Origin of the sequence: Ochrobactrum sp. BTU1, assembly GCA_018798825.1 — a bacterium.
Classification (GTDB): domain Bacteria; phylum Pseudomonadota; class Alphaproteobacteria; order Rhizobiales; family Rhizobiaceae; genus Brucella.
Genome location: CP076354.1, coordinates 588,792 through 608,955, shown reverse-complemented (window position 1 = coordinate 608,955; position 20,164 = coordinate 588,792). Strand labels below are relative to the sequence as shown.

Here is a 20,164-nt window from a genome sequence, read left to right as displayed (position 1 = left end):
AGGCTGACTAGGGCAATTCGCCGCAAAGGCTTAATCAAAGGACGCCGATTTATGCCCGCACATACGCATGGGATAAATTTTAGCGATGCATTCCATGCATGACTGTTTAAGCACCTTTGGCTTTATGTAAGCGGGGTCCAGCTGCCATCGGCATTCCGGCAAGCGGTTCCGCGCGAGGTTTGCGACGCATCGCCAATCGAGAATGTGTGGGTATATTGGCGGCAGTTCTGAGAACCCACCTGATAAGGCTGTGCGGCAGTCACATCGCCGGAAGTCGAACCACTACCACTCCATGAAACCGCTTTACCTGCCGGAGAATATTCAAGCGCGCGATATTCCGCTTCAAGTGCCTTCTTACGGTCGCCCGCTGTCAGCTGACCTGCTGAACTGCCAAGGAGTCCGTTGCCGAGCGACGCGAGCAGATCCGGACGTGTTTCTGCTTTCGAGGAAAGCCCACCAAGCGAAGTCAGCCCTGAGCCCTTGCCGCCGCCGGAAGTTCCGCAGGCAGAGAGAGCGAACGCCATAGAAGCGATCAAAAACGGAGCAGAAAACCTTGATACCATCGTCATAACAAATCGGCCTTCATAAAAATGAGCATGCATACTATCGTAGGATGCAGCTATTACTCTAACCTTCTAGTCTGCCTCGTGGCAAAAACAACTATCAATCTTCAGTCAGCGGCAACACAACGCGCACCTGAAGGCCGCCAAGATTGCTTTTGCCCAAGAACAAGCTGCCCCCATATTCACGAACCGTATCCTGAACGATTGCCAAACCAAGCCCAGTGCCTGGCTTCGTTTCATCAACGCGGTTACCCCGTTTCAATGCGGCATCAATCTTGTCGGGAGCAAGACCAGGGCCATCATCCTCAATCAGAATCTCGAACTGGCGTTGCACATCCGCCGCAGGTCGCAGAACGATCTTGATCCGTCGACGTCCCCATTTGCCTGCGTTCTCCAGAAGATTACCGACAATTTCTTCCAGATCTTCCTTTTCACCAGCGAAAACTGCATCCGGCAAAACATTTCTGAATGCAATATTGAACGACGGATTGAGCTTTGCAGTTACGCGTTCCATACGATCAAGCACAGGTGTAACCTGAGTTCGAAATACGACGCTATCCCGTTGCGCAGCAATCCGAGCGCGCTGGAGATAGTGTTGTATCTGAACCTGCATGGCCTCGCTTTGCTCAAGCACCACGCGGCCCTGTTCACCACCCATGGAGCGCGCTTCATTCGTCAGCACCGAAAGCGGTGTTTTCAAAGAATGGGCGAGATTTCCGACCTGCGTTCGCGAGCGCTCAACAATGCGGCGGTTATTCTCGATAAGCGCATTCATCTCGTTTGCCAGCGGTGCAATTTCCAGCGGCAGCGACGTGTCGAGTTTGGCCGATCGTCCCTCGCGAATATCAGCTAAAGCCTGACGCACTTTATCAAGTGGTCGCAAACCAAAGAGAATAATACCAGCATTGATGAACACGCTGCCAATGCCGAAAATCGCCAGATAAAGAGCCAACTTGCTTCTGAAGTCTGAGATTTCATTCATCACTTCGCTGAGATTGCCCATGACACGGAAGCGTGCGACGCGATTGTCGTTATCGAGAACAACTTCGGTCTCGACAATATAGAGCTCTTCACCGTTCAGGCCTGGCAGCGTGTAGCTGCGCATAAACGAGCTATCAAAGGGCGCCTGCGTGATCGGCATTTCAGGCACGATGCGCCCGACCGAGGACAGCGACTGGAGTTTGCCGGAAATATTTGAGGAAACGGGATCTACAGACCAGTACCAGCCAGAAAGCGGACTGGAATAACGCAGTTCGCCCAGCTCCGGACGCCCTTGAAGAGTGCCTTCCGGAGAGATGCTCACGGCACCGACGAGACTGAAAAGGTGCGCAGTCAGAAGCCGCTCAAAGTTGTTGCGCGCAGCATCGCCATAAAGCGTGCTTATCAATGTCGCGACAACAACAAGCGCCAGAATGACCCAAAGCGTCGAAAGGGTTACGACGCGTATCGCAAGAGAACGCAGAGGGGGGAAAATGCTAAGAAGCTTCAGTTCCCGCTCCCTTTCACATCTGTATTTCCTTCCGAACGGATACGATAGCCCATGCCACGTACCGTTTCGATCAAGTCAACGCCCATCTTCTTGCGCAAGCGGCCGACAAAGACTTCAATCGTATTGGAATCTCGGTCAAAATCCTGATCGTAAAGATGCTCGACCAGTTCGGTGCGCGACACCACTTCGTCCATATGATGCATCAGATAGGAAAGCAGCCGATATTCGTGCGAGGTAAGCTTCAGCGCCACACCGTCAATACTGGCCTTTGAGGTCTTGGTGTCCAAATGCAGCGGACCGCACACCAGCTCCGACGAAGCATGCCCGGCAGCGCGTCGGATAAGCGCACGCAGTCGCGCCAGCACTTCTTCGATATGAAAAGGCTTTGCGACATAATCGTCGGCACCAGCATCGATACCTGCAACCTTATCGCTCCAGCGATCACGGGCGGTCAGCATGAGAACAGGCATTGTACGACCGCTGCGGCGCCAACGCTCAACAACGCTAATGCCATCCATCTGCGGCAGACCGATATCGAGGATCACGGCATCATAAGGCTCGGTATCACCGAGATGATGACCTTCTTCGCCGTCAAAGGCACTATCGACAACATAGCCCGTGGCAACCATCGCATCCGAGAGCTGCCTGTTCAGGTCCTTGTCGTCTTCAACGATCAGGATACGCAAGTTTAAAGCTCCTCGCAGGAACGCATTACTGTGCGGGGACGGCCACTTCTACACGGCGCGGGCGTTCGCCATCGCGGCCAGGTACGAGCACAACGATCACACACATGGCACGACCATTTTGCGTGGTTGGTGTTGCCTTGGCCAATTGGCCACCCTGTGAGGCTGCCACTTGTTCTCCAACTGCCGCGCAATCACCAGCGGCAGCGACCAGAAGATTGGACTTCTGTGGCGTCGCAATTGGCAGGGCACCGGCATCAGCCGGCAACAGACCAATGCTAACGGCCAGAAGCGCGAAAATTTTGAGAGCAGGGTTCTGTTTCATCATGTCCCTTATATAGCGCCTCCCAGCTGAACGATGCATGAACGATACACTCTGCCTGTCGACACAAAGGAAATTATGCTCATAAAACAGCTTCAACCCCATATCCGGATTGAAGCCATTCTAAACTGTTGTTTTTATGCATAATATCAACCGGAACATCAGTCAATATTCCGGTTTCATGCATCTTTTCAAAACCTTGCTATCACGGATTATAAAATTATGAAATGCGTGAAGTTGCCCCTATGCGCCCAAAAACGGCGATAAGGCCGGCAATAGCTGTAGCAAGTTGCAACAAAATATCTGTCAAAGCCCCCTGATCCACAGTTTCACTGACCAGACCAAAAGCTCCAGCAAGTGATAGAAACAGGGCAACAAGGCCTGCCCAGACTGTGCGAGAAAGATACCAAGGCTTATCTTCGATCATGACTTTTCCTTTCTAAGTTCAGGTTCCGTTTGAAATATCAATGGAAGCAAAATCCCCTGCTCCGATTTTAGAACTCACCATTGCAACGCGAAGCTGGAAGTCGCTGCTACCCAAATCCGAAAGCCGATCTGCACTGGGGTAAATCCAGGAAGCCGCTTGCACCTGAACGCTTCGGACAAGCACATCCGAACGCCAGATTTCGACCTGATAGGCTTCGCGCTCTTCACCCAGTGGAATCTCTTCCCCAAGCCAGCTATCGGCATCAACACGGCCGCGCCTGATCCAGCCGAACAACAGATCATTATTACTGAGCCGCTCTGCTTTGAGGTGAACAGGACTCAATGGTTTCAACGCCTGCACACCGCCGGTTGCTTTTACGGTGTCGAAAAAATCATCCGAGAACGATTTACCGGCCGCCCCAATGCGCCAGTTGAGTTCCAACCCGATTTCAGATGTTTGCAAACCGATGCTTTGAACGCCCCCATCCAGCAGGATGAAGGGCGTACCCGTCGGCTTTTCATTGAGGCTAGCGGCCTCTGTGCCAAGCTGCCCGCGCAAAAGACGACTTAAGCGCCAATGGTTCTGGCCGATTTCTTCAGCCGCAAGGAACTGCAGTACCTCCCATTTTCCATCAGAGGACTGCACAAGCGCGGTATTGGCACCATTCAGGATTTGCGTGAACGGTTTCGATTCCAACTCACCCGAATACAGCACCAGTTCCAGTGTTTGACCATCGATAAGTCGCCCACTTGCCCCTCCGGGCAATGGAGCTGTCAGCTCACCCATAACGGCGCGTTCGCCGATCAGGCCACGCTCGGCAAAGCCGTCACCGGAGGGCGAGGCATAAGTCGCGACCCCACGCCACGGCTTTGCATGACACGCAATACGCAACTGACCAGCCGGATCTTCAGCACCTGGCCAGAGTGGCAGGTCGATGAGATGAAATATCGGCTTCATATCCGAAACAGGTCCGCCCGGCGTCAGCTGCGGCGTTTCTCCCCTATCAGCAAAAGCCACATTGGGTGCCAGCGCTACAGCCTTGACCACCCGCACCTCTCCGTCTTCAAGAGACGACACAACATAATCGCGACCACCGCCCAGCATATCGAGCCGCACACGATCACCGACATGCAGGGCAGCCTCAGACCACGGCAATGAGAAGCTCGCTGTCCGCCGTTCTGCATAACGGCGCGCCATCCAGGCTTCCGCGAGTGCAGTCGCCTGTCCCATTTCCATTGAGCCGGAAAGGCTGAGGCTTTCCGTGCCTTGGCCCATATCGCGCCGCACCGATGCACCTACCACCTGAAAATCACGCAGCGGATCGTTGCAATAAAGTTCAGCTACCGAAGGTAAATCGCCCTGATCCTCAAGAACCGCGGTCAGCGCTTCGCCATCGGTCGGTTCGACAAGCGTAGCCGCCACGTCAAGTACAGGAGCCGCACGACCAATGCTGCGGAACTTGAACTGCCCTGACTGCTCAAAGCCGTGCACACCAAACACACTCATCAGTGGCTCCAGCACACCGCGAGCCGTGCTGGGCTCTGAAATCACGAAGCCAGTCAGATGCCCATCCGCGCCTGTGCAGTCTGCTTCCGGCAAACCGAAATCTGCGAAGATAGCTGCAATAAGCTCATCAAGTGCAACACCGCTCATGCGGCCATTGAGCCAATGTCCCAACCGCCAGTTTGGTGTGTCTCCCCACACGTCGGCTTTCAGCGGAAACTCCGGAAAAGGTCTCGTATCCCATGACCAGAGATAGACGCGATCCATGTCGAGCATCGACCCGCCATAGATGGGGGAAACTGGGTTCCTATCCGGCCAGTAGTGATAATGCGCCCGCAGAAAGCGATCCATGGCAATATCGGAACGCGCTCCATTCGAAAAATAGGGTGTCGCGTTTTCCGAGGATTTCGGATCAGGGAACACATTCGGCTGGTTTGGTCCTTTATCGACCGCCGGGCATCCCAGTTCGGTGAACCATATGGGCTTTGATTGTGGTGCCCATGCAGTTGGCGCAAGAGCCTCAGCACCATCAATGCGATTATAGTGCGGGTTGCTCCACCATGAGCGAATGTCTTTATATCGGTAAACCCATGGCTTGCCCGCAAGCCCATCCGTGATTGGCGTGCGCTTGCGCTGCTCGCGGTTTTCACGATTGGCATAATACCAGTCGAAGCCCTCACCCGCTTCGATGTTGCTGCTCAGACCATCAAGATCGTAAGCGCCTTCAAAACCATCAGGGTTGCCGCCATCAAGGTCGCCGTCTCGCCAATCAGAAAGCGGCATGTAATTGTCGATACCAATGGCATTGATGGCTGGATGCGCCCACAGCGCGTCGAGATTAAAGAAGAGATCGCCAGTGCCATCCTGCGCTTGATAGCCGAAATATTCAGTCCAGTCCGCGCCATAACTGATGCGGCAGCTCTGCCCAAGCTTCGTGCGCATTTCGGCTGCAAGCGTGCAGAGATGGGTTACAAACGGAAAGCTGTCGCGGATGTCGCGGATGCTGGTAAGACCACGCAGTTCGGAACCCAGCAAAAACGCATCAACTCCGCCCGCCTGCATTGCGAGGCTTGCACAGTGATTCAGAAAACGTCTGTAACCCCATGTTCCGTTGACGAAAGCTGCAACCTGATCGGCTGCTTCCAGCGTCTTGTCAGGTGATCCAGAGATACCAATCGCGGGACTACAGGTTATGCGCCCACGCCATGGGTAAACGGATTGTCCCACACCGCCATAAGGCGACGGCAGCGAGTTGCCGGCGGGAACGTCCATCATGATGAAAGGATATAGCGTTACTTTCAGGCCGCGCGCCTTGGCATCGCGGATTGCATCCACCACACTTTGGTCGGATGGCGTACCACCATAGGCCGCTCCCTCACCGCTCTGGGAAATCAGATGCGCTCCGCCGCGCGTAACATTCTCAACTTTCCATGTCGGGCTCGACGACAAAGCACTCTGATGCGTAACACCGGGGCGTATCTGGCAATATCCCGCGCGCAAGTCATCGCCAAACCACGGCAGGACAATCGCCACATGCTGCAACTGAGGACAAAGCGACTGCAGCTCATCCATAGCAACCGTCCAATCGCTGCGGCCGCGTTTTGCATTGCGATTAAGCGTGCGGCTTTCACCGGGCGACGGTCGATCCGTAACGGGAGTTGGTGAAAGACCGAACTCGGTTGAGCCTGGAATAAGTGCGACAGCACGGACATCTCGCGCCAGCTTCCCAACCGGACGCAGAACCTCAAACTGAAACTGCGGCAGGCGATTGCCATAGACATCAAGCGGAATACGCTCAAACACGACATAGGCCGTTCCGCGATAGGCGGGAGCATTGCCTGTGCCTTGCTTGGCTTCAATCAGCGGATCGGGCTGCTGCGTATCCGTGCCGTGATAAATGCGCAATTCGATTTCGGTAAGATCAAGCTCCTGCCCGTCGACCCAGACACGGCGAATGCCAGCTATTTCCCCCTCTGCAACAGCATAGGCTGCGTTACCGAAATAGCTGTAGGAGGTCACCTTCGGACCGCCCTTACCACCCTGCCGTTCAGTCGTTTTCTTTTCCTCATGCCGTGTCGCCCAGATCAATGTGCCGGAAAGTCTTGCCGTGCCATAGACGAACGGCAGAGCTGCTCCTTCTTCAGCTGTTGCCACGCGCCCGCTGTTGAGCCTTGCCCCTTCCATATGGCGGGTGGAGTTAATGATAGCCGTATCGATGGCATAACCACCCATTGCGCCAAGCCCTGCGCCGATGGCAGCACCCACAGGGCCAAAAATGCCACCGACGGCAGCGCCCACCGCCTGCAGAACAACAGTCGCCATTGCTTAACCTTCTGGTTCAGGAAAAATGAAAATTCCGGCTATACGTTTTCGCCATTGCGGCACCAGTGCAGAAGCCATCACCCGATGCCCCTCATAGGCATGGATGAAACGGTTCTCACTGGCCATAATGCCAAGATGCTTGGCCGCCATATCGGACCGCCAACGAAAAACGAGGAGATCACCCGGCTGCGGATCAGTGCCGTCGCGGCGCTGCATATGGCGCGATGCGGCTTCAAGCAGCGGATCGCCGTGAGCGGCCTCCGCCCAGTCTGGCGCATAGGTACCGGGGCTTTCCGGCTCAGTGCCATAGATCTTGCGCCAGATGCCGCGCACGAGACCAAGGCAATCGCAGCTGATACCGCTCGCTGAAGCGCCGTGGCGGTAGGGCGTGCCAATCCAGCTTTCCGCCTCCGTCAGAATTCTATCTGCAATATTCATGGGACCAGCGCGCTCCCGTCATATTCGTTGTTGGAGCTGACATAGGCAAAGGCGGCGTCATTGCCCGGCAGGTGCGGGAAGCCGCGAAAATTTGCGCCATTGGCAAACTTTGCTTTGCAGGTGACAAAGCTCTTGTCACAGCCTGCCACCAGTCGAAAACCGTCGCCCGGTTTTGCGGCAAGAACTGGCGGTTCTGTGAGATTCAAGCGATTGCCGCTATGTGCGAGGACGCGCACCAAACCGCCCTGATTATCTCCGCTTGTCCATGTGAGCCGCCCTTGTGCAAACCAGTTGCTGGCAAAACCATCGAGCCCACTTACATTAAGAATTGCACCGTCGGCGCTTACAACAGAACCAACGGCAAAAAAGCGCGGGTCGTCGATATTCACGCCGCAGCGTTTATCCCCCAGCACCGCAACGCATTGACGCAGAACACGCCGCCCACAGACAGCATCAAAAGCCGCAGCAGCACCTTTCAGTTCCATCACAAACCGGCCACCTGAGCGCGTGATTGTCCCCACCGTCCAGCGCCGCAAAAGCATGTGCTGATCTGGTATGTTCCAATTGGCGAGATAGCTCTCGACCACGGCACCATCAAAGCGCCCCTGCTCAATATCGGTCTCGCTGATGCGTATCGAGGACAACACACCTTCGACATCGCCACCCGCGATGGAAAGACCGAGCGTTGTCGTGGCTTCGCTGCTGTTAAGACCCGTCAATGGCTCGCAGGAAATACCTTCCAGAACCAGTGTCTGGTCGTGATCTGTGAAACCCAAGACCACCTGATCGGAACGTCTGATAAGCCATGCAAAGCAATGGCTTGTCACTTCTCCCTTCAGATGTGATTCAAGTTCTGCCGGGACAGGGATCATGCCTTGACCTCGATAATGGGAATAGATGGGATTTCACCTGCTTGAAACGAAGCAATGCTTGCCGTGAGGCGGTCTGTATCGAAGCGCACAGGCACATCGAAAAGGAAACCAGCCGTCACCTGTTCGCCATCAGCAGGCACGTAATCGGGGGTAAAAGATACAATCCCCTTGGCATGGTCGAGCGTATAAGCCTCACCCTCATCGAGCCTTACGCCGTTGACGCCAATCAGTATGGAATTCGCGACAGGACGCGTGATCGGTCGGCTGTACGCTTCGTAATGTTTGACAAGCTGGAACATGGCAGTTGCGCCATCGCCTGTTCCGATCACCTGATCGTTAAAGGATGGTGCGGAACTGCCAGCAGCCGAAGAAAAGTCGAACGGATCGCGGAAGCGGAAACTATGCAGCGATCCGCGTCTTGCCTCGAAAAAGGCAAGCACCGATTTCAGATCGTCCAGCGACCGCAAACCGGTTCCCGCATCAAAATGTCTGCGTGAATGCGCCCATCGGGCATTACGCTTTTCAAATCCTGATGTGAGCGTGACGATTTCATTGCGCCACTCCGGTCCGGCCGTCGCACCGAATGAGACACCCAGCGGAAAACGGACATCGTGAAAAGCGTCCATCTCACATCCTCCGTGCGCCGCGGCGCACAGCACCCGCAAGCATGGTTGAAAGCTGCGCTTCGGATTTGCGGAAGGAAGATGCGTCGGGCGATGTCATGTTGAACACGACCTGCACGGGCTTGGAGCCACTGCCGCCAGTTGCAACGCCCAGCCTGCCATCAGCACCGCGCGCCAGCGGCAGGATCGCTTCCGCACCCGCCTCACCCGTCAGGCCCAGCGAACCATTTCCCATACCAAAGTAAGTGGGACTTGATACAACCCCGCCCTTGGCAAAAGGCGTGATGCCGCGAATACCGCCCATCACACCCGACATTAGCGAGGAGCCAAGGCTTTGCAGTGGCTGAAGCCCAGCAGAGAGCGCTGAGCCTGCCAGACTGCTGGCAAGCCCGCGCAGCACATCATCAAGCCCCTTGCCGGAAACGATTGCACTTTTCAGTGCCGTTGTCAGGCTTGAGCCGAAGCTTGACGAACGCTTTTCAAGATCGGTCAGAGCGCGATCAAAGGCGCTCGTGTCCGCCTCAACGGAAACGGTTACGTTTTCATCTGTCATGTTAAATTACCTGTCGGGAAAGGCGTGCATCAGCGCGTCGAGTGTCGCGCGCGAAGGAGCATTCGTGCTCTGCGAAACGGGTCCAAGAACGGCGCCAAGTTCGCGTGGGGTCATGGCCCAGAAGTCTTTTGAGGAAAGCCGCAGCAAACCAAAACCTGCGCGCATCACCTCTTCCCAGGGAAAAGGCTGACGTGAAGGAACTGATTCAACTGCGGCACTCAAGGGTTTGAAGGAGAATCGCTTTCTTCCGTTCCGAAGGTCGCGGTGAGCAATGCTGAAACGATGCGAGCATAACCGCTCGCGCCGCCATCTGCTCTCATCTCCGCTACGTCTTCAAACGGCACATCATGTCCACCGCCATGCAAACCGGCGCAGATGATACGCTGCATATCGAAGGCGGAAAGCTTGCCGCCGGAAAATCGGGCAATCAAATCGGAGAGATTGTCCGCTTCAAAAGCAGACTCCAGTTGTGCCAGCGCACCCAGCGTCAGGCAGAGAGTCCAGTCGCGGCCATCAAGTTTTGCCGCAACCTCGCCGCGATGGCGATTGACCATCATAGTGCATCTCCGAAGGAGATTAGTCCTGCGGATTCCAGTGCAATTTCAAACGTCACCTCCGCATCGTGATTGCCGCCATATTCAAGGGCCACAATCTGGAAAGGACCGGTGATGGTGCCAAAGTCGGGCAGCAATATCTGCCAGTTGCGAATCTCACCATCAAAGAACACACTACGGATAAGAGCATCCGATGTTGCATCCTTGAATATGCCCGATCCGCTGATCGAAGCTCGTTGCACGCCGCTTCCGGCCAGCAGTTGCCGCCACCGACCGGCAGCATCCGCATCTGTCACATCGACGGTTTCGGCATTGAAAGCAATGCGCTTGGTGCGCAAGCCAGCACAGGTTTCAAACTGGTCCGTGCCATGCGCAATTTTCAGCAAGATATCCTTGCCGCGTTGAGCTGCCATTCTGTGTTCCTCGATCTTTTTGCTTTTACGCGCATCTTAATTCCGATCGAAGCGAGATCAGAAATCAGTCCAATGGACTGATTTCCCCGCATAGACGGTTCCCACTTTTCGGGATGCGCTTTAATTTTCCGGTTCGGTCACCGCGCGGTAGCGCATGGTGCCCAGATAGCTGCCGAACCCGTCCGTGTTGCGGGCTAGAACTTCGGTCAGCATGAGGTTAACGACGCGATGACCGTTGAGGTCGAGTGGTTCTTCGTCGAGCCTCGTTGCGATACGCCCAGCAATTTCAAGCACGCGTTTGCGGCCTGCTTCACGCGCCCATATCTGGATATTGAGAAAATGTTCTCCACCTGGCTCAGAGGCCGTATTCCAGTCCTTGCTCAGCGTTTCGCCGAGCGTGACATAAGGAAATGGAGTCTTGGGCGGAACGTGATCATAAACATGCTCACCCCCAAGTGTTTCAATAAGTTCTTCGTCATTCTTCAAGGCGTCATAAAGAGCCTTCTGCAATGCTGCCGCGCCGTTCCTCATCTTGCTCCCCGCTTGATTTTTGAGTGTCGCGCCGGGCAATCAGCTGCCCGGTGGCAATATTCTCCCGCACCGCGATTTGCCTGAAACGCAGTGCCCGAATGAGACCATCGAAGGTCAGTTTCATCGTGATATTCACCGCCCCTCCTCCACCGCCAGGCAGATAAGGTAACGTCCGCGTTCATCCGGATCGTGGACAGAGTGCAGCGTGAAAACACGCCCACCTTTGCGGAAGCGTTTGTCTGTCGCGATATCTTCACGATGACGCACCAGAATGCGGTGGGTGATCTCAGGGCGTGGCCGGATACCGAAATCCCGCTGACTGGTTGATAGGGGTTCAATACGCCCCCAAACAGTCCCGATCTCTGACCATGTTTCGCGATAGCCACCCATACCATCAGCAACAGACTGCATGGCTTCCAGGGCCAACTCTGTCGTGAGCTGACCCGGATCAATAAACAGCACGTTGTTCATAGGGATATTCGTCGCCAGCTATCGACCATCTGGCCGACCATCACAGGCAGTTCAGCCTTGGCTGTATCCAGGCCTGCGCGGTTCTCATAGAGATGCGCAGTCAAAGTGAGTATTGCCTGTTTGAGCGCATCCGGCACTTCAACGCCCGTTTCACCAAAGCCCGCAATGAAGTCTACCTCAAGGCCACAGAACGTCTGTGCATCCGGATATTGCGCCATGTAAACACGTTGTGGACGGCGGCCATGCTGGAGCATGAACTCTTCAGGCTCCATGCTGATTGCACTGCCATCAGGACGATATGCGACCACAGCCGTTACAGCTTTTACCGGATACTTGAAAATAGCGAGACGCCCCGAGCGCGGCCAGCGATCAACGCGCAGGCGCCATGTCTGATCAACCAGTGCAAGCCCCGTCTCGGCTTCGACAAGCTCGCGTGCGGTTTTGATGATACGGCGCAGAACATCATCTTCACTATCGGTCGAAATTCGCAAAAATGCGCGTGCGTCAGCAATCGTCACCGGCTCCAGCGCCGGCGGCGTGACAAGAAACATTGTCATGTATTTTCCCCTTAAATAACTCTCAAATCAGATAGTTACGCATGCAACCCCAGAAAAAGATTCAACCTGTTCGCAAATTGAATCTAGCTGCCAAAACCGGCAGGGAGATCACTGCTAAAAATATCAGGCTGCGAATTTCAGAAGCTTGATCGCATCAAAATCCTGCACGCCGCCGCCCACGCGTTTGGTGGTGTAGAAAAGCACATATGGCTTGGCAGAATATGGATCGCGCAACACGCGCACACCGATACGATCCACCACCAGATAACCGCGTTCAAAATCGCCAAAGGCAATCGGCGTTCCGTCAGCAGCAATGTCTGGCATATGCTCGGCCTCGACCAGACCAAAGCCCATCAACGATGCCTTTTCACCAACAGCCGCCGGCGGCTGCCAGAGGTAATTGCCGTCCGCATCTTTCAGCTTGCGCAACACGCTCTGCGTCTTGCGGTTCATCACGAAATTGGCGTTCTGGCGATAACCAGCTTTCAGCGCATAGATGAGTTCGATAAGCTTGTCGGATGGATCGGAAGCAGGCAATGCGCCGTCAACACCAGTGGCTATGTGGCCGATCTTACCCCACTCCCAACTCGCATCTTCAACGGTGCTATAGCTCAGGAAGCCCATCGGCTTGTTCAGGCCATTGCCGGTGATTAAGGCAGCACCTTCCTGTTCGGCAAAGGCTGCTTCGACTTCTTCGGCGATCCACTGCTCAACGTTGACAGCTGCGTCATCAAGCAATGAAGAAGTGGCCGCTGGCATTGCGTAGATTTCCATCGTCGGGAACTGCAACTCTGCAAGCTTGGCCGAAGCTGTCTGCGGACGTGCATCAGTTTCGCCAACCCAACCCGTTGCCGGGCCGCTGACCGAGAATGGCTTTTTCAGTACGGCACCGGAAACCTGGCGCACACTGGAGATGCCACGTATCGGCGAGAGCACGGCCAGACGACGACCGATTTCAGTCTCGAGTTCCGCTGGCACCAGATAGCCACCATCCGGACCGGATGCATAAGAATGGGCCTTCTGCTCAATACCACGCATCGCCTGCTCATCGCCGCGGCGTACATAACCGTCAAAAGCCTGCTTATGCTCGACATCAACGATAGCATTGCCCTTGCCAAGTTGCGGACGCGCACTTTTCAAAACATACTGGTCAAGTGCCTGTTTCTGTTCGTCCAGAGCACGGTTGATACGATCAACCTTGTCGCGCAGCAGCACGTCAACATCGGCACTCTTTTCGACCTTTTTCAGACGCTCATCATTGGCTTCACGGAACGCCGAGAAAGCGGTCATAAACTCGTCAAAAGCTTCCGACACATCGCCGTTGTTCCCAAGCGCCTTCGTTTCCACGCTCTTGGTTTCGAGCGGGATTGCATGATTTTTTACCATTTTTGATCCTGATTTAATTGAGTTGCATCATCTTGCAGGCGGCGCGCATACGCTGCGCAAGCGCCTTATCATCTGCCTGGAAAGCGTCCCGCCCGTCCCGGCTTTGCATGGCTGCAAGCGCTGAATAGCCTTTGGCTATAACCAGACGTGCAGCAGAACGGCTCAGCCCCGCATCCCGCGTGAGCCAGCGTTCCAATTCTCTGACTGTCGGCAAATTCGCCTTGAGATTATCGATGCGTGCCTGTGGCAGCATAGGAAACGTAACCACCGAGATTTCCCAGAGGTCTGCTTCCGTGATGTGGCGCAAACCGGTCCGCGCATCCTTGCGCGCTTTGACAGTGCGAAAACCGATGGACAGCCCATCCAGCCCACCAGTGCGCATGAGTTCCAGCGCCTCGCGTGCGCGTGCCACGCCTTTGGCCAGTCTGCCCTCGACATAAAGGCCGCGTGCATCCTCACGAACATCCGTCCAGACACCGATCGGTTCAGCCGCATCGTGTTGCCAGAGCATTCGCACGCCGGATGATTTGCGCGAGGTGAGCGACTTCGCAAAGGCGCCTTTTTCGATCACATCATTGCCGAGATCAGCTAAACCAAACACGCTTGCATAGCCTGAAAAGCTGCCGTCGATTTCGACATCATCGAGTGCAAGCGAGGCACGCTTGGTTTCAAGTTTCAGGTCAGGCTTTGCCATTCCTGTTCCTTTCAACGGGTAGAATTCCAGTTAGCGATGCGTTCTTGGCCCGCTCGGCAAAACGTTTGAGAATGCCCAGCACAGACCATGCCGCGAGGCTTGCAGCCGTCGACCCCATCAACATGAGTTCGGCTCGCCCAAGCAGGGTCTGCAGAGAAAGCGTTTCGGCAATTTTCACGCCTGCAGCTCCCCCAAACACCATGCCGCAGATGATGCCGACCGCAAATCGGATTGCCGCTTCCCGCTTGCCATTTGGCAGCATATAGGCGAGCGACACGGCAGAACCGGCCACCGCGCCCGCAACCTTGGCAAACCACACGAGACTTGCATCAGACGCCATAACGGTTTCGCTCAGATTGCTCATGAAACTCTCCTTTCCGCACGCGGCTGATAGCCAACCGCATCGCGTTTTTCGTCATCACTCAGAAATGAGGCTTCCGACACGCGCCGCCAGAGCGATTCCCGCTCCAGCGACAGACCTTCGATGCGGTCAGTATCGTGCTCAAGTCTGAGATCGTCACCAAACAATGGACCGAGCCAGCACTCCAAAGCCTTGGCGGTACGGTTAATCAGCGGCAGCACAGTCAGACGATAAAATGCGCGGTTGGCTTCGGCATAATTGGCATAAGTGTTGTCACCCGGAATGCCGAGCAGCATCGGCGGCACGCCAAAAGCCAAAGCGATGTCGCGAGCCGCGCCGTTTTTCGCTTCGATGAAATCCATATCCTGTGGGCTGTAACCCATAGCCTTCCAGTCGAGCCCACCTTCAAGAAGCAGCGGCCGCCCCGCAGCAGATGCTCCGGTGTAGCCCTCCTCAAGTTCGGTTTTCAGGCGATCAAACTGCTCTTCCGTCAGGTTACCACCATCTTTAGGAGCATAGACCAGCGCACCGGAGGGGCGTGCTGAATTATCAAGCAGTGCTTTGTTCCAGGCACCTGCCGCATTGTGCAGATCAAGCGCCATCAGAGCTGCTTCAAGCGGCGGAAATCCGTAATGGTCATCCAGCGGATGAAAAAGCTTCAGATGCAGGCCAACAGATGCAGCGCCCGCAAGTGAAACAATGCGGCTCGTATTGGCCGAGCGATAGACCAGCGATTGCGGCCAGCCGTCACTTGATGTTTCCAGCGTCACCCTTTCAGGCCGCAAAAGATGCAACTCACTTCTACCGCTCGGCAGATCAACCCGCTCGACATATGCATTGCCCGAAATCAGCAAATGCCCATAAAGCCGCTCGAAGAAACTGCTACCATCAAGCCCGCATTGCGGTGTCGCGATGAGGTCGAGCAGCGGATGCACCTCATGTTCGGTCGTGCCTTCATAGAGCAGCCACGGCACATTGCTGGCCGCTTCCGCGATCAGCCGCACGCAGCGATGCGCGACCGGATTGCGCATGAAGCCCTCACGAGCGAGCGACGTATAATTCCGCGCAATCCACGAAGCGCCGCGCTCCATATGCAGCGCCACGAAGCCATTTGCGCTTTTTCTCTCTCGTCCCGCTTCAGAATACGAAGGGGCATTCGCGGCAACTTTGCGCCACGGCCAGTTCCACGCCATATATCGGCTCTCCAATAAAGTTAAATTTTACCCGAAGCGCCGGATACGTGGCTTTCGTTCGCCACCCAGCATGAGTTCGGTCAGTGCCCAAACGAGTGCATCGAGGCGATCCGGCGAGCGTCCGTTCGAGAGCCCTTCCGGCGCAAAGTCACACATTTCGTCTTCAAGTGCTGCGAAACGCCCGGTATGGCGAACACGCCCCTGTTCATAAAGGGCTGCCACCGGCTCGGCGCGCAGCCACTTGCCGCGCGAGGCACGCCGCATCAGAACCGGCACCGTCGCATCTTCCGCCGCAAGCACGGCTGCAACCATTTCGCCACCCTGATTAACCTCAGCCAGAACCGCATCCGCTTCAAAGGAATGATAAAGCGCAATCGCCCGCCGCGCCCATTGATGTGGCTTGGCGATGTTCATGGTTTCATCGGCAAGCACATGCGCAAAACCATTTTCATCGATACCTGCAACAACAATTCCGCAGGCATCGGACGACTTACCCGAAGAAGCAGGAGGGTCGATCGCCACCAGAATGCGGATAAGTTCCGGTGCCTGAACCTCAAAGCACTGTTCTATCCGCTCGCGCGACCACAAGGCGCCTGCGCGTTCTTCAATCAAATCGCCATCGAGTTCCTGCCGTCCAAGCCTCGTTCCGGCATATCGCTGGTTAATCGTCTCAATGAAACCATTCGCCAGATTGGCTGCGTTTTCAGATGTCCGCATATGCGTCATCGAAACTGAAGCATCGCTGATCAATGCCTTCAACAAAGGCACGGGCCTCGGTGTCGTCGTCACAACCTGACGCGGGAAATCGCCCAGACGCAGGCCAAATTGCAACATGTCCCATGTGGCTTGCGGGTTCTTCCATTTCGCCAGCTCATCACACCATGCAGCATCAAATTGCGGTCCGCGTAAACCATCCGGATCTTCGGATGAATAAAGCGATGCCACCGCACCATTGTCCCACAGAAGTCGCTTACGCGTTGCTTCATATCGCGGTCGCGAAAGCCGGGAGACCGACAATATGCCGGAAGGACCATCCACCATCACCTCGCGCGCATCGGCAAAAGTTTCACCGACCAGCGCGATGTGCCCACAAGCCTTTGCTGCAAAAGGTGCCAAGCCCAGTGCCATGCCAGACACCCATTCAGCACCAGCACGCGTTTTGCCAGAGCCGCGACCACCCAGAATAAGCCAGGTTCGCCAACCAGCGGGCGGCGGCAATTGCGCATCACGCGCCTTGAGCAGCCATTCGCTTTCCGCTGTCATGATCTGATTTCGCGTCAAGTCCGCGCCCCAAGATTTCCTGCGCGCGCCTTTTTGCAAGTTCGTCGATTCTCCTGTCTATGCGAGCCAGAGCCTGTCTGGCTTCATGAAGGCTTGGTGCCAAAGCACCACCGTCCACTTCCGACGCCCCCGTCTCAACTGCAAGCTCACCAACCGTCTTCACGGCTTTCGCCAGAGCCATGAGGGCTTCTGCCTTGTTTTTGTCTGGCAGCTCCTCCCCATCGATCAGTTTGTTGAGCTCAGTCCGCAATCGTTGCAGAGCATTTTCGGTGCTGGACGATTTGATTTGCACCTGCTCATTCAGACCAAAGCGCTTCAACCAGTGAAGATATTGCCTCTCGGAACATCCCATCACCTTTGCGATTTCGGTGACGGCAACGTCGTGTTTCATTTGCAGGCAAAAAGCCAGCCTGACTCTTGCCTCGCGGCACTCGTCAATTTTTCGCGTTTTCAACGGCCTTATCCGTCAAACTCCCCTTTTCATGCAAAACCCCGAAAGCATGACGCTTCCGGGGGTTTGCATTGCCGATAAAAGCCGGGGGTATCGAGGCTTCTTCGGCACCAGTCACACTTTTCTGACTGTATCTAATAGCTAGCAAATGACCGTTACGCCGTCAAGGACTATTTTCCTATCAATGATTATTTTCCTGATCTTTTTATGATATCTGTTTACTAATTTACGTGAGTTATAGCTTATTAATCTGATATGATTGACGGGTAGGTTTCGCTCGTCTCACAACTTTAACGGCTATAAAGTAGAGTTCATGCGTAAAACGGCCGATGAAGATACTGACAAGAAAAAGCGCAAGCCCTTCCGGGTTTCGCGGCTCATCGGTCTTGACGCCTGGATTGACTCCGGCCTCTACAATCTGCGTTTTTATGCCCGTGAATGGTGGGAAAACATCACTATTTTCTCCCGGCGTTTCCGGGTGCGCGGGTTCCGTCGTCTCGTCGTCGAGGTTCTCGATGAAGGTTTTACGCTGGGCGTGATCGGCTCTGTCGTCATGCTCGCGCTCGCGCTGCCTGCCTTTGAGGAAACCAAGAAGGACTGGCGCGCGCAGGATGATTATGCCGTCACATTCCTCGACCGTTACGGTAACGAAATCGGCCAGCGCGGCATCCTGCACCGGCAGGCTGTGCCGATTGATGAATTGCCAGACCACGTCCTCAAAGCTGTGCTTGGCACCGAAGACCGTCGCTTTTTCGATCATTACGGCATTGATTTCTGGGGGTTGAGCCGTGCGCTGAGCCAGAACCTGCGCGCGAATGGTGTGGTTCAAGGCGGCTCTACTCTCACACAGCAGCTTGCCAAAAATCTGTTTCTTTCCAATGAGCGCACGATCGAACGCAAGATCAAGGAGGCTTTCCTTGCAATCTGGCTTGAAAGCAATCTGAGCAAGAAAGAGATACTCCAGCTTTATCTCGACCGCGCCTATATGGGCGGCGGCACCTTCGGCATCGCAGCCGCATCCGAGTTTTACTTTGGTAAAAACATCAAGGATGTAAGTCTCGCCGAAGCTGCCATGCTGGCAGGTCTGTTCAAAGCGCCAGCGAAGTTCGCGCCTCATGTCAATCTTCCTGCCGCCCGCGCTCGCGCAAATGTCGTTCTTTCGAACATGGTGGAAAGCGGTTTCATGAGCGACGGACAGGTGGCAGTTGCACGCCGCAACCCGGCCAGCGTCATCGACCGCGCCAAAAATGAAAGTCCGGACTATTTCCTCGACTGGGCCTTTGAAGAGGTGAAGAAAATCGCGGGCAACGTGCCGCAACACACCTTGACGGTGCGGACTACGCTCGACCGTAATATCCAGAAGGCAGCAGAAGAATCGCTCGAATTCCATCTGCGCCAGTACGGTAAGGATTATAAGGTTTCCGAAGCTGCAACAGTCGTCATCGCCAATGACGGCTCGGTGCGTGCGCTAGTCGGCGGACGCGACTACGGCGAAAGTCAGTTTAACCGTGCAACAAAGGCGCTGCGGCAGGCTGGATCATCCTTCAAGCCATATGTTTATGCAGCTGCGATGGAGAAAGGCATGACGCCGAACACCATCGTTTCCGACGCGTCAATCAGCTGGGGCAATTGGTCACCACGCAATTATGGCCGCAGCTTTGCCGGTCGCGTGGACCTGACAACCGCGCTCGTGCGCTCGTTGAATTCCGTGCCGGTTCGGCTGGCGCGCGATCATCTGACGACCGCGCCGATTGTGGCGCTCACCAAGGCAATGGGTGTGGAATCACCCATTTCCTCACACAAGACCATGGTGCTTGGTACGTCCGAAATGACCGTGATGGATCAGGCGACAGGCTTCAATGTCTTCCCGAATGGTGGCATGGCTGGCAATCGTCATGCCTTCACGCAGATCGTCTCTTCGGAAGGCAAAGTTCTCTGGGACTTCTCTCGCGATGCGCCCAAACCACATCGGGCATTGTCCGAGAAAGCGGCTTTCGAAATGAATTCGATGCTGGTGCAGGTGCCTGAACGCGGCACAGCCCGCCGGGCAGCACTTCCAATGACGCGCGTTGGCGGAAAGACCGGCACGACACAGAATTATCGTGACGCCTGGTTTGTAGGATTTACCGGCAATTTCACCGCCGCGGTCTGGTTCGGCAATGATAATTTCACGCCGATGAAGGATCTGACCGGCGGTGTGCTGCCTGCCATGGCCTGGCAGCGAATGATGAATTATGCCCATCAGAATATCGAGCTAAGGCCAATTCCAGGCATCACCCCCGCCTTCCCTGCACCGGCCAAGACGGCTGAGCCAAAGGTTGCTGCAACCGGAAAGCCGGAAGAGATGATGTCGGCACCACCGCGCGTTCTGTCACCTGTCGCCACGAAGGCGCTCAAGGAACTCAACGACAAGATTCGCAACGCGCCACCTGTGCCTGCACTTGCCGGGCGCTCGAAAGTATCGGTACTCTGAGCGC

Annotated in this window: 24 protein-coding genes; 1 reads left to right on the top strand and 23 read right to left on the bottom strand. The window is 55.3% G+C overall.

Translation table 11 applies throughout. From position 1 onward, the window contains the following. Window positions 1–122 precede the first annotated feature (122 nt). The 23 genes from KMS41_02915 to KMS41_02805 form a co-directional block, all read right to left on the bottom strand. Window positions 123–569: a hypothetical protein gene (locus KMS41_02915; GenBank protein ID QWK78212.1), complete on the bottom strand. Its 447-nt coding sequence runs from the start codon at window positions 567–569 to the stop codon at window positions 123–125. 94 nt (window positions 570–663) lie between these two features. Then, window positions 664–1,974 (bottom strand): histidine kinase, encoded by a 1,311-nt coding sequence (locus tag KMS41_02910; protein QWK78753.1) that lies wholly within the window; start codon window positions 1,972–1,974, stop codon window positions 664–666. Window positions 1,975–2,048: 74 nt separating this feature from the next. Continuing rightward, the gene (locus tag KMS41_02905; protein QWK78211.1) at window positions 2,049–2,738 is read right to left on the bottom strand and encodes a response regulator transcription factor; all 690 of its coding nucleotides are present in this window, start codon (window positions 2,736–2,738) and stop codon (window positions 2,049–2,051) included. Between the two features lie 25 nt (window positions 2,739–2,763). Next, the gene (locus tag KMS41_02900) at window positions 2,764–3,060 is read right to left on the bottom strand and encodes a hypothetical protein (GenBank protein QWK78752.1); all 297 of its coding nucleotides are present in this window, start codon (window positions 3,058–3,060) and stop codon (window positions 2,764–2,766) included. Window positions 3,061–3,277: 217 nt separating this feature from the next. Continuing rightward, window positions 3,278–3,484, bottom strand: a complete 207-nt coding sequence (locus KMS41_02895; GenBank protein QWK78210.1) for a hypothetical protein — start codon at window positions 3,482–3,484, stop codon at window positions 3,278–3,280. 18 nt (window positions 3,485–3,502) lie between these two features. Further along, window positions 3,503–7,309 carry a glycoside hydrolase/phage tail family protein gene (locus tag KMS41_02890; GenBank protein ID QWK78209.1) on the bottom strand — a complete coding sequence of 1,269 codons (3,807 nt, stop codon included), beginning with the start codon at window positions 7,307–7,309 and terminating at the stop codon, window positions 3,503–3,505. A gap of 3 nt (window positions 7,310–7,312) precedes the next feature. Then, window positions 7,313–7,747: a C40 family peptidase gene (locus KMS41_02885; GenBank protein QWK78208.1), complete on the bottom strand. Its 435-nt coding sequence runs from the start codon at window positions 7,745–7,747 to the stop codon at window positions 7,313–7,315. Continuing rightward, window positions 7,744–8,619, bottom strand: coding sequence for a DUF2163 domain-containing protein (locus KMS41_02880; protein QWK78207.1), 876 nt, complete (start codon window positions 8,617–8,619; stop codon window positions 7,744–7,746). The genes KMS41_02885 and KMS41_02880 overlap by 4 nt, the downstream gene beginning before the upstream one ends. Next, a complete protein-coding gene (locus KMS41_02875) occupies window positions 8,616–9,245 on the bottom strand; it encodes a DUF2460 domain-containing protein (protein QWK78206.1) in 630 nt (209 codons plus the stop codon). The genes KMS41_02880 and KMS41_02875 overlap by 4 nt, the downstream gene beginning before the upstream one ends. A gap of 1 nt (window position 9,246) precedes the next feature. Next, complete coding sequence (locus KMS41_02870; GenBank protein QWK78205.1) at window positions 9,247–9,795, bottom strand: phage tail tape measure protein; 549 nt, start codon at window positions 9,793–9,795, stop codon at window positions 9,247–9,249. Between the two features lie 6 nt (window positions 9,796–9,801). After that, the gene (locus tag KMS41_02865; protein QWK78204.1) at window positions 9,802–10,017 is read right to left on the bottom strand and encodes a phage tail assembly chaperone; all 216 of its coding nucleotides are present in this window, start codon (window positions 10,015–10,017) and stop codon (window positions 9,802–9,804) included. Beyond that, entirely contained in the window at window positions 10,014–10,349 is a 336-nt protein-coding gene (locus KMS41_02860; protein ID QWK78751.1) for a gene transfer agent family protein, read from the bottom strand. Before KMS41_02860 ends, KMS41_02865 begins: the two co-directional genes overlap by 4 nt. Further along, on the bottom strand, window positions 10,349–10,762 hold the full coding sequence (locus KMS41_02855; GenBank protein QWK78203.1) for a phage major tail protein, TP901-1 family: 414 nt from the start codon (window positions 10,760–10,762) through the stop codon (window positions 10,349–10,351). The genes KMS41_02860 and KMS41_02855 overlap by 1 nt, the downstream gene beginning before the upstream one ends. A gap of 120 nt (window positions 10,763–10,882) precedes the next feature. Then, window positions 10,883–11,293 (bottom strand): DUF3168 domain-containing protein, encoded by a 411-nt coding sequence (locus KMS41_02850; protein QWK78202.1) that lies wholly within the window; start codon window positions 11,291–11,293, stop codon window positions 10,883–10,885. Next, complete coding sequence (locus KMS41_02845) at window positions 11,253–11,429, bottom strand: hypothetical protein (GenBank protein QWK78201.1); 177 nt, start codon at window positions 11,427–11,429, stop codon at window positions 11,253–11,255. Before KMS41_02845 ends, KMS41_02850 begins: the two co-directional genes overlap by 41 nt. Further along, on the bottom strand, window positions 11,426–11,764 hold the full coding sequence (locus KMS41_02840; GenBank protein QWK78200.1) for a phage head closure protein: 339 nt from the start codon (window positions 11,762–11,764) through the stop codon (window positions 11,426–11,428). Before KMS41_02840 ends, KMS41_02845 begins: the two co-directional genes overlap by 4 nt. Further along, complete coding sequence (locus KMS41_02835) at window positions 11,761–12,321, bottom strand: head-tail connector protein (GenBank protein ID QWK78199.1); 561 nt, start codon at window positions 12,319–12,321, stop codon at window positions 11,761–11,763. Before KMS41_02835 ends, KMS41_02840 begins: the two co-directional genes overlap by 4 nt. Window positions 12,322–12,444: 123 nt before the next feature. After that, on the bottom strand, window positions 12,445–13,707 hold the full coding sequence (locus tag KMS41_02830) for a phage major capsid protein (GenBank protein QWK78198.1): 1,263 nt from the start codon (window positions 13,705–13,707) through the stop codon (window positions 12,445–12,447). Window positions 13,708–13,720: 13 nt separating this feature from the next. Continuing rightward, the gene (locus tag KMS41_02825) at window positions 13,721–14,401 is read right to left on the bottom strand and encodes an HK97 family phage prohead protease (GenBank protein QWK78197.1); all 681 of its coding nucleotides are present in this window, start codon (window positions 14,399–14,401) and stop codon (window positions 13,721–13,723) included. Further along, a complete protein-coding gene (locus tag KMS41_02820) occupies window positions 14,388–14,765 on the bottom strand; it encodes a hypothetical protein (GenBank protein QWK78196.1) in 378 nt (125 codons plus the stop codon). Before KMS41_02820 ends, KMS41_02825 begins: the two co-directional genes overlap by 14 nt. After that, on the bottom strand, window positions 14,762–15,955 hold the full coding sequence (locus KMS41_02815; GenBank protein QWK78195.1) for a phage portal protein: 1,194 nt from the start codon (window positions 15,953–15,955) through the stop codon (window positions 14,762–14,764). The genes KMS41_02820 and KMS41_02815 overlap by 4 nt, the downstream gene beginning before the upstream one ends. Before the next feature lie 27 nt (window positions 15,956–15,982). After that, complete coding sequence (locus tag KMS41_02810) at window positions 15,983–17,218, bottom strand: terminase family protein (GenBank protein ID QWK78194.1); 1,236 nt, start codon at window positions 17,216–17,218, stop codon at window positions 15,983–15,985. Continuing rightward, a complete protein-coding gene (locus tag KMS41_02805; protein QWK78193.1) occupies window positions 17,181–17,690 on the bottom strand; it encodes a hypothetical protein in 510 nt (169 codons plus the stop codon). Before KMS41_02805 ends, KMS41_02810 begins: the two co-directional genes overlap by 38 nt. A gap of 310 nt (window positions 17,691–18,000) precedes the next feature. Between KMS41_02805 and KMS41_02800 the strand changes: the two genes are divergently transcribed. After that, a complete protein-coding gene (locus KMS41_02800; GenBank protein QWK78192.1) occupies window positions 18,001–20,160 on the top strand; it encodes a penicillin-binding protein 1A in 2,160 nt (719 codons plus the stop codon). Window positions 20,161–20,164 lie beyond the last annotated feature (4 nt).

Coding starts and splice junctions, on each gene's coding strand:
- KMS41_02915 (QWK78212.1), bottom strand. CDS start 569: ATGACGATGGTATCAAGGTTTTCTGCTCCGTTTTTGATCGCTTCTATG.
- KMS41_02900 (QWK78752.1), bottom strand. CDS start 3,060: ATGAAACAGAACCCTGCTCTCAAAATTTTCGCGCTTCTGGCCGTTAGC.
- KMS41_02895 (QWK78210.1), bottom strand. CDS start 3,484: ATGATCGAAGATAAGCCTTGGTATCTTTCTCGCACAGTCTGGGCAGGC.
- KMS41_02890 (QWK78209.1), bottom strand. CDS start 7,309: ATGGCGACTGTTGTTCTGCAGGCGGTGGGCGCTGCCGTCGGTGGCATT.
- KMS41_02885 (QWK78208.1), bottom strand. CDS start 7,747: ATGAATATTGCAGATAGAATTCTGACGGAGGCGGAAAGCTGGATTGGC.
- KMS41_02880 (QWK78207.1), bottom strand. CDS start 8,619: ATGATCCCTGTCCCGGCAGAACTTGAATCACATCTGAAGGGAGAAGTG.
- KMS41_02875 (QWK78206.1), bottom strand. CDS start 9,245: ATGGACGCTTTTCACGATGTCCGTTTTCCGCTGGGTGTCTCATTCGGT.
- KMS41_02870 (QWK78205.1), bottom strand. CDS start 9,795: ATGACAGATGAAAACGTAACCGTTTCCGTTGAGGCGGACACGAGCGCC.
- KMS41_02860 (QWK78751.1), bottom strand. CDS start 10,349: ATGGTCAATCGCCATCGCGGCGAGGTTGCGGCAAAACTTGATGGCCGC.
- KMS41_02855 (QWK78203.1), bottom strand. CDS start 10,762: ATGGCAGCTCAACGCGGCAAGGATATCTTGCTGAAAATTGCGCATGGC.
- KMS41_02850 (QWK78202.1), bottom strand. CDS start 11,293: ATGAGGAACGGCGCGGCAGCATTGCAGAAGGCTCTTTATGACGCCTTG.
- KMS41_02840 (QWK78200.1), bottom strand. CDS start 11,764: ATGAACAACGTGCTGTTTATTGATCCGGGTCAGCTCACGACAGAGTTG.
- KMS41_02835 (QWK78199.1), bottom strand. CDS start 12,321: ATGACAATGTTTCTTGTCACGCCGCCGGCGCTGGAGCCGGTGACGATT.
- KMS41_02830 (QWK78198.1), bottom strand. CDS start 13,707: ATGGTAAAAAATCATGCAATCCCGCTCGAAACCAAGAGCGTGGAAACG.
- KMS41_02825 (QWK78197.1), bottom strand. CDS start 14,401: ATGGCAAAGCCTGACCTGAAACTTGAAACCAAGCGTGCCTCGCTTGCA.
- KMS41_02820 (QWK78196.1), bottom strand. CDS start 14,765: ATGAGCAATCTGAGCGAAACCGTTATGGCGTCTGATGCAAGTCTCGTG.
- KMS41_02815 (QWK78195.1), bottom strand. CDS start 15,955: ATGGCGTGGAACTGGCCGTGGCGCAAAGTTGCCGCGAATGCCCCTTCG.
- KMS41_02810 (QWK78194.1), bottom strand. CDS start 17,218: ATGACAGCGGAAAGCGAATGGCTGCTCAAGGCGCGTGATGCGCAATTG.
- KMS41_02800 (QWK78192.1), top strand. CDS start 18,001: ATGCGTAAAACGGCCGATGAAGATACTGACAAGAAAAAGCGCAAGCCC.